Source organism: Janthinobacterium sp. AD80 (genome assembly GCF_002878455.1).
Classification (GTDB): Bacteria; Pseudomonadota; Gammaproteobacteria; order Burkholderiales; family Burkholderiaceae_D; genus Janthinobacterium.
The window spans coordinates 1-7746 of the sequence record NZ_NRDQ01000216.1 but is presented as its reverse complement, the minus strand read 5'-3'; the positions used below and the strand labels follow the sequence as shown (position 1 = coordinate 7746).

Sequence of the window (7746 nt, the reverse complement as noted above, 5' to 3'; positions counted from 1 at the left end):
ACGTACCAGGCCAGCACCGGATAGAGCACGACGCGGAACGGCCAGCGGCCAAAGACGCGGCAGATCCAGAACAGCAGGCGCATGCCCGCCACGAAGCTCACTTCATTGAAGCCGGCCCAGTGCCCGCGCTGTTGCGCTTGCCGCTCTTGCTGCTGCGACGCCATCGTCATCGCGCGCGCCAGTGACGCGCCAGCAGGCGCGGTGCGCGCCACAGCATGCCGAAGAACAGGCGCGCATGCATGCGCGAAATCAGCACATTGTCACGCCACAGCTGGAAATGCGAGACGCCGTCGCTGGGATAGCCGACACGCGTCGGCAGGTTCGCCATCTGCAAGCCGTCCCAGTACAGGCGCACCAGCACATCGGTATCGAAATTCATGCGCAGTCCCAGCTGGCGCCGTCCTGCCAGCGCCATCATGGGCGCCAGCGGATAGACGCGGAAACCGCACATGGAATCGCGGATCTGCAGCGACAGGGTATTGATCCACACCCAGACGTGCGTGGCGTAGCGCGCGTAGAAACGCGTGGCCGGCACCGATGCGTCATACACAGGATAGCCGACGACCACCGCCGCCGGCGTGGCCTGCGCCTGCGCCAAGAAGCGCGGCACATCGTCCGTCTCGTGCTGGCCATCGGCATCGATCTGCAGCGCATGGCTGTAGCCCTGCGCGTGTGCATGTCGGCAGCCCGTCAGCACGGCGCCGCCCTTGCCCTGGTTATGGACATGGCGCAGCAGAGTCACCTGCGACGGATGCGCGGCCGCCAGCGCATCGAGGGCAAGCGCGCCAGCGGCGGCACTGCCGTCGTCGACGAGCACCAGCGGCACGCCGTGCGCCAGCAGGCGCGCCACCACGGTGCCAATCGCCTGCTCATGGTTGAACACGGGGATGACGATGCAGGGATGAAAACGCACGTCAGTCACCGCGTGCTCCGGCACGGCCAAAGCGCAGCAGCGAATGGCAATAGCCGATGCCGTCGCGCGTCGTCAGCAGCTCCAGCCCCGCCGCCTCGGCCAGGCGGATGTAATCGGCACTCTGGTAAATCTTGCTGTTGCCGCTGGCCATGGCCGTGAAGTACGGCGAGGTGTTGATCAGGCAATAGGCGGCGATGTCGTACTGCTGGCGGTCCCAGAAGGTGTCCATGATCAGCACTTGCCCGTTCGGCCCCAGCGCCTGCGCGACGCGGCGCAGGATGCTGGCGATGGCCGGCTCGGAGAAGCAGCTGAGAAATTGGCTCATCCAGATCAGGTCCATGCCGGCCGGCAGCGCAGCATCGTCGTCGAGCAGGTCGCATGCATGCAAATGGGCGCGTTCGCGCACGCCCGCATCCGTCAGGGTCCGGTCGGCCACTGCCAGCTGGCGTTCCAGGTCGACCAGGTGCAGCTCCACGTCCGCATGATAGGCCAGCGCCGCGCTGGCGAACTTGCCCGTGTTGGCGCCGATGTCCATGAGGCGGCGCGGCGCCGTGGCGAAGACGTCCGGGAAAATTTCGGGGAACGAGGTGTCCGAATAGTGATGGTCGAAGGCGAACCAGCTGCCCTTGGCCGGTTCCGACAGCGCCGACAGGCCCTGGTAGAGGGTCGGCCAGTCGCCCAGCGCCGTCAGCCCCAGGGGCTGTTCGGCGTCGAGAGAACGGTCCAGGTCGAACAAGCCCTGGTAGCAGACGTCATGCATGAAGTCCAGGTTGACCTGGGTAATGCTGTCGGTGAGCATGCAAAAACCGATCTTGTCGAGCACATACGCACCGTCGCTCAGCGAGACGACGCCTGCCGACAGGCACGATTCAAGCGCCACCTTCAGCGCATATTCCGTCCAGCGGCCGGTGGCGGCCATGTCGGCCACGCTCAAGCCGCTGTGGCCCGTGTCGGCCAGTGCCTGCAGCATGCCGCGCTTCCAGGCATAGCGCACGCATTGAAAGACGACGGGACCGAAAGCGATTTTTTGTGCCTCGAAACGGGCGGCAAAGGCGGTCTGGCGTTCGGGTGAGAATTTTTTATCTAACATGCGCTCGCTGCTGGAGTGGGTGTATCGGTGCCGCCACCGGCAACGGTGGCGGCTTGCGGGTGAAACAAGATGCGGCCGCTGGCATGCTGGCCGGCGGCCGACAGATAGCGAAACTGCAGGCTGGCCTTGAGCGGGTCATAGTCCAGCGCCAGCCGCACGGGCCGCTCCGGCAGCACCGGCTGCTGGAATTTCAAGGCGTGCATGGCACGGAACTGCGGCGGCAAGTCCAGGTGCAGGCGCGCGAAATGCAGCGCCCACTCGACCTGCACCACGCCGGGCAGCAGCGGCGCGTCCGTAAAATGGCCATCGAAATAAAACAGATCGGCAGGCACACGCAGCTCGAACAGCAGCCGCGGCGTCTCGCCGTCGGCAGAGCGTTCGATCAGCTGCGCATGCGGCAGGCGCGGCGCCGGGTCCTTGTGCTCCAGCAGCGCCAGCAGCAGCGCCTGCGTGGTCTTGCCCTGCGCATTGATGGGCATGCGTTCCAGGTAGCGCCAGCGGCGCGGCACGGCAACCGCTTCCACCTGGCCCGCCAGCGCCAGCTGCAGCTGGCGGTTCAATGCCAGCTTGCCGTCGGCGCCAAGCAGCGCCTGGCCGGCGGCGCTGCAAACGATAAAGGCGGCCACCTTCTGGCGTTCGCCGGCCGGCGCATCGCACAGCAGCACGCTTGCCTCGGCCACCAGCGGGGTGGCCAGCAGCGCGGCCTCGATGGCACTCAGGGAAATGCGTTTTTCTTCGATCTTGACGATGCGGTCGCTGCGTCCCAGCAGCTGGAAGCGCCCTGCCGCCGTCTGCCGCGCGCGGTCGGCCAGGCCTAGCCAGCCATCGTCGGCCAGGTGCGCCGAACGCACTGCCAGCGCGCCATTGTCGGCCAGGCGCCATTCCACGCCGGGAAACGCTTGCCAGCTATCGTCGTCAAGGCGCTCCTGCGCGCGCTGGCGCCAGGCCACGCCGCCCGTCTCCGAGCTGCCGTAGATTTCACGCGGTACGCTGCCCAGCAGTTGCCCTGCCGCCAGCGCGCTGTCGGGCGCCAGCGGACCGCCCGAGGAAAACACGGCGCGCAGCTGCGCGCGCGCACCGGCCCAGTCCAGGTGCTCGGGCAGGCGTTTCAGGTGCGCGGGACTGGCGGCGAGCACGCACGGCCCCTGCGCCAGCAGCGCGGCAAGCCGCTCCGGGAAGTCCACGCTATGCGCATGCACGGCGCGTGCGGCACACAATGGCCACAGGACCTTGAACAGCAAGCCGTAGATATGCTGGTGCGTGACGGTGGCCACGACAGCCGCGCCTTGCGCGTAATGGCCAAACAGCTGCTCCAGGGTCGCCACTTCGCTGCACAGCTGTGACAGCTTTTTCGGGATGGCCTGCGCCGCGCCCGTGCTGCCGGAAGTGTGCACGACCAGCGCGGGGAAATCCCGGGCAAGCTCCCGCCACACGGGTGCGGAAGCATCGCCGGCTGGTGCCGGCAAGGGTGCGTGGACGGCCGGGAACTGGCCCAGGAAGCCGTCGACCGAGGCGGCCAGCGAAGCACAGCTGGCTGGCAGGGTATCGGCCGTCAGCCAGATGGTCTTGCCTGCCTGCCAGGCACCCAGCAAAGCGGCGCCAAATTCAAGGCTGTCGTCCAGGTACAGGGCGAAATGCCGGCCAGGCTGGCGTGCGAGCATGTCGGCCCACGCCGCCATGCGCGCAGCGAGATGCGCATGATCGAGCGCCACGCCGTCGCGCCAGCCAGCCAGCTGGGCGGCCGGGCGGCCATGCAGGGACTGCGCCAGGCGCGCCAGCGCGGCGATCGGGGAAGGTGCTTGCGGCAGGGAGGATTCAGGCATGGTGCAAACGCTTAAAACGCAGGCGGACAAGATACTCGCCGCCAAATAACAGGGCCATCAGGACATAGGCGATCACGCCCGTGTACAGCGACCATACGGCTTCGCTGGCCCACAATGCCGTCGCCAGGGCGATGCCGCCGTTGAGGATGAAAAAAACGCACCAGACCTGCGTCACGCGGCGCGTATAGCGTACGGCAGCCGGCGGGAAATCCGGCTCGCGCAGGCGCGCCAGGCGCTCCACCATCGACTGCGGCGTCCACAGGCTGTAGCCGAAGGTCGCCAGCAGCACGGCATTCACCAGCACCGGATACAGCTTGAGCGGCAGCAGCAGATTGCTCCATAGCGCGACAGCCACCAGCAGTAGCGCGGCGGCCACCGACCAGCGCGCGGCGCGCTGCAGCTTGAGCGCGGGCAGGCGGCAGGCGATGGCCAGCAACAGCAGCAGCGCCAGCCAGCGCGGCTCGACCAGTCCGTGGCCAAACCAGATCGCCAGCGGATACAGCACGGTCAGCAGCAGCGCGACGGCATTGAGCAGCACGTGTTATGCCGCCTGTTCCGACACCGACATCGCGCGCAGCGCTTCGACCACGTCGTCGATCGTGCGGATGGTCTTGAACACTTCCGGCTGCAGGCGCTTGCCCGTCAGCTGTTTCAGCTTGACCGCCAGGTCGACCGCGTCGATGCTGTCGATATCGAGTTCGGCGTACAGATTCGACTGCGGCGTCAGTTCCGCCGGATCGAGCTCGAACATCTCAGCCAGCAGTTGCACTACCCACGCGTACAGTTCGTCGCGGCTCATTGCGCTCATATCTACCATTTTGCTGCTCCCTTACTTCTTTCTGTGAGTGTCAACCATGGCCGCCAGCGCCCGTACCGAGGCGAAGTGGCGGCGCGTATCGGCCGAATCGGCCGACAGGGAAATGCCATATTTTTTTTGCAGGGCCACGCCCAGTTCCAGCGCATCGATCGAATCGAGACCCAAGCCCTCGACGAACAGGGGCGCATCCGTATCGATGTCGGCGGCGCTCATGTCTTCCAGTTGCAGCGCCTCGATGATCAGTTCCTTCACTTCTTGTTCAAGCATGTTGTTCCTGTTTCCCGCTAAAGTAATGTTGCAGATGATTGGTCAAAGTGCGCGCCGCCATCACATCGCTGGCGCCACCACCGGTAAACTCGCTGATCGCCAGGTCGTCCTGTACCGCGATATCGAAATGCGCGCGGCGGACCGGCACGCGCCACCACCGCTCGCCCTTGCCCAGGGTCTTCGGCAGGCAGCGGATCAGCACTGGCGTCACGTCGCGGCGGCCGCGCACGGCGATGTTCGCCGCGCCGCGTTTCAGCACGATCTCGCCGCTGTACGGCGTGCGCGTGCCTTCCGGGAAAATGATCAGGTTATTGCCGCGCGCCAGCGACGCCAGGCAGGCGTCGACCAGCTCGGCGCCGCCAGTGTTGTTGATATAGCCGGCCGCCCGGACAGGACCGCGCGTAAACGGGTTATTCCACAAATCGGCCTTGACGATGCAATCGGCCTGCTTCACATACGCCATCAGGAAAATCGTGTCGATCAGGGTCGGATGGTTGGCCAGGATCAGCAAGCCGCCCCTATCCAGCTTGTCGAGGCCGCGCAAGTCGTAGCGCAGCACGCCAAGGAACCGCATCAGGCCGATATAAAAACGAAAACTCCAGCGGATGATGGCGCGGGCACCGGCGACGCGCGCCTCGCGCCGCCACACCAGCACATGCAGCAAGGGAAAGACCAGCACGCGCAGCAGCAGGCCGCCCACGCCGAAGGCGGCAAAACTGACTGCCGTCGCAAGGGTACGCCAGGCAACCGACGCGCCGGCACGCACGGGCGCCAGCTTATGCATGGCGGCTCCAGCGCCACGCCTGGCGGTTGGCCGCATGCTCAAACGTGGCGTCGCCGCCCAGCATGAAGCGCAACGCGGCCAGGCTGGCAGGCATGGCATTGGACGGCCGCGGCGCATCGGCGCTGCCACGCGCGCGCCATGACAGGCCAAACACGGCGCCCGGCACGTCGCCCGCCTGCAGCAGCCAGGCAAATGCGTGCGGCTGCTCATGGCAATCTTCAAAAGCGTCAAACGGGGCTGGCAAGGGGCAATCGGCCACCACCAGCAATACCTGCGGTGCGCCATCGGCCAGCAAGGCGCAAGCTTCGATCACCGCCGCCTCGACGCTGGCGGCGCCGGCGGCCATGGCCACCTGCTGCGCGGTATCGGCGCGGGCGATGGAAAACAGGCCGGCATTGGCATTGTGCACGGCCATGCCGAACCCCGTCGGCGACAGAGGCTCACCCTGCGCCAGGGCCGACAACAGTTCGACGGCGCGGCTTACTTCACCGTGACGCGAACAAAAAACGAGGGGGATATCGCGCTGTTCGCCAAGGCAGGCATAGGCCACTTCGAGCGCCATCTTGCCCAACTGGCCGGCGCGGCGGCGCAACAGGGGGGGCATGCCGCGCACGCCAGGCTCGCCGCTGACGGCGATCGACGCGGCAGGCAAGGCCGCTTGCGCCCAGTCCTGCCACTGCTGCGGCGTTTCCAGCCCAGGCGCCCAGGCAGCATGTCTGACGATTGAAAACCGGACACCATGGGTGCGCATATACATTTCCCTGAGTTCACAAAAAAGGTCGAACTCACGTCAAAACTGCGCAAAAAAGCCCCGCCGGCGTTCTTTTCAAATTATAAACGAAGGAAGTCAAAATAACTAAAATAAATGGCCATGGGGCAACTATTTTAAGATGCCCAGAATCACCGGGCATTTAATCGCCATCCGCGCCAGTTACTATTTGTAACAGGCCGAGCAATACCCTGCGATGGGGAAAAGGTTTTTATCCAGCAAATAAAGCGTATTTAAAAAAAGGATTTTTTACCAACGATAAAAAACGGTGGATCAAATGCTCGCCGCGAGCGTTGTTTTTAGATAACAAGCATCTGCCGTGCCGCAACATCGCCGACAGTGCCAGATTGCCATGTATTCATGCACCGGGCGGCGCGCTGCCCCTGCCCCGTACATCAGCCTGAAGAGCCAGGTGACATTCTCGACCGACAAGCTGCCTAAAACGCGTCAGTGCAGCGATGATTGAATTAAATACGCGGTAAAACGCAAAAAACAGAGCGCCTGCTTTATGCGGTTTTGCCAGCCGCGTATTCAATCCTGGCCGTGCCGTTTGTCCAGAACAGAAAACAGGGGACCGATCAGCAATACCAGCACCACCATGCGCGCCACATGAAACGCGGTCACCACCGGCACGCCCAGATGCAGGGTCTTGGCTGTCAGCGACATTTCGGCAATGCCGCCCGGCGAGGTGGCAAGGATGGCGGTGCCCGCATGGATGCCCAGCCAGTGCGACAGCCCCAGCCCGAAGGCGGCCGCCAGCAGCAGCATCAAGACACTGCACAAGGCGACGCTGGCCAGGTAGCGGGGAGCGGCATGCAAAAAAGCGGGGCTGAAGCGCGTGCCCAGCGCGATGCCGACGAAGAGCTGGCCGGCGCGTATCATCCATTCAGGCAGGCGCGACAAGTGGATGCCGCAGGCCGTCAGCAGCAGGGCCGCCAGTAGCGGGCCGATGACCCACGCGTTCGGCAGCCTGCCCCGCTTGAACGCGAGGGCGGCCAGCACGGTGATGCAGACCAGCGCGGCCAGCCCGGCAGGATCGACGAGGGCGGCGCCAGGCACGAAGGTTTCGTGTCCTTCGGCCAGGCCATGGCTGCCCCAGTAGCGCACGCCGAAGGGAATGGTCGCCACCACCAGCATCATGCGCAGGCTGTGCGCGGCGGCCACCTTGCCCACGTCGGCGCCATGACGCTCGCTCTGCACGGCCATTTCCGACGCGCCGCCAACGGCCATGGCGAAGAAGGCGGTGGCGCTGTCGACGCCGGACAGGCGCCGCAGCAGCATGG

At 65.3% G+C, this 7746-nt stretch carries 9 protein-coding genes; all 9 read right to left on the bottom strand.

Annotated elements, in window-relative coordinates:
* Nucleotides 1-166: 166 nt before the first annotated feature.
* Nucleotides 167-922: a glycosyltransferase family 2 protein gene (locus tag JaAD80_RS27245; RefSeq protein WP_102299213.1), complete on the bottom strand. Its 756-nt coding sequence runs from the start codon at nt 920-922 to the stop codon at nt 167-169.
* Nucleotides 915-2003, bottom strand: coding sequence for a class I SAM-dependent methyltransferase (locus JaAD80_RS27240; RefSeq protein ID WP_102299212.1), 1089 nt, complete (start codon nt 2001-2003; stop codon nt 915-917). The genes JaAD80_RS27245 and JaAD80_RS27240 overlap by 8 nt, the downstream gene beginning before the upstream one ends.
* A complete protein-coding gene (locus tag JaAD80_RS27235) occupies nt 1997-3826 on the bottom strand; it encodes an AMP-binding protein (protein ID WP_102299210.1) in 1830 nt (609 codons plus the stop codon). Before JaAD80_RS27235 ends, JaAD80_RS27240 begins: the two co-directional genes overlap by 7 nt.
* A complete protein-coding gene (locus tag JaAD80_RS27230) occupies nt 3819-4364 on the bottom strand; it encodes a hypothetical protein (protein WP_102299208.1) in 546 nt (181 codons plus the stop codon). The genes JaAD80_RS27235 and JaAD80_RS27230 overlap by 8 nt, the downstream gene beginning before the upstream one ends.
* Before the next feature lie 3 nt (nt 4365-4367).
* Nucleotides 4368-4634, bottom strand: coding sequence for an acyl carrier protein (locus tag JaAD80_RS27225; RefSeq protein ID WP_374755285.1), 267 nt, complete (start codon nt 4632-4634; stop codon nt 4368-4370).
* Nucleotides 4635-4655: 21 nt separating this feature from the next.
* Nucleotides 4656-4910 (bottom strand): phosphopantetheine-binding protein, encoded by a 255-nt coding sequence (locus JaAD80_RS27220; protein WP_071322591.1) that lies wholly within the window; start codon nt 4908-4910, stop codon nt 4656-4658.
* Entirely contained in the window at nt 4903-5694 is a 792-nt protein-coding gene (locus JaAD80_RS27215) for a 1-acyl-sn-glycerol-3-phosphate acyltransferase (protein ID WP_102299205.1), read from the bottom strand. The genes JaAD80_RS27220 and JaAD80_RS27215 overlap by 8 nt, the downstream gene beginning before the upstream one ends.
* A complete protein-coding gene (locus JaAD80_RS27210; RefSeq protein ID WP_102299214.1) occupies nt 5687-6445 on the bottom strand; it encodes a beta-ketoacyl synthase chain length factor in 759 nt (252 codons plus the stop codon). The genes JaAD80_RS27215 and JaAD80_RS27210 overlap by 8 nt, the downstream gene beginning before the upstream one ends.
* Before the next feature lie 549 nt (nt 6446-6994).
* Nucleotides 6995-7746, bottom strand: a 752-nt coding sequence (locus JaAD80_RS27205) for an AbrB family transcriptional regulator (protein ID WP_102299203.1), incomplete at its 5' end; no start/stop codon positions are given.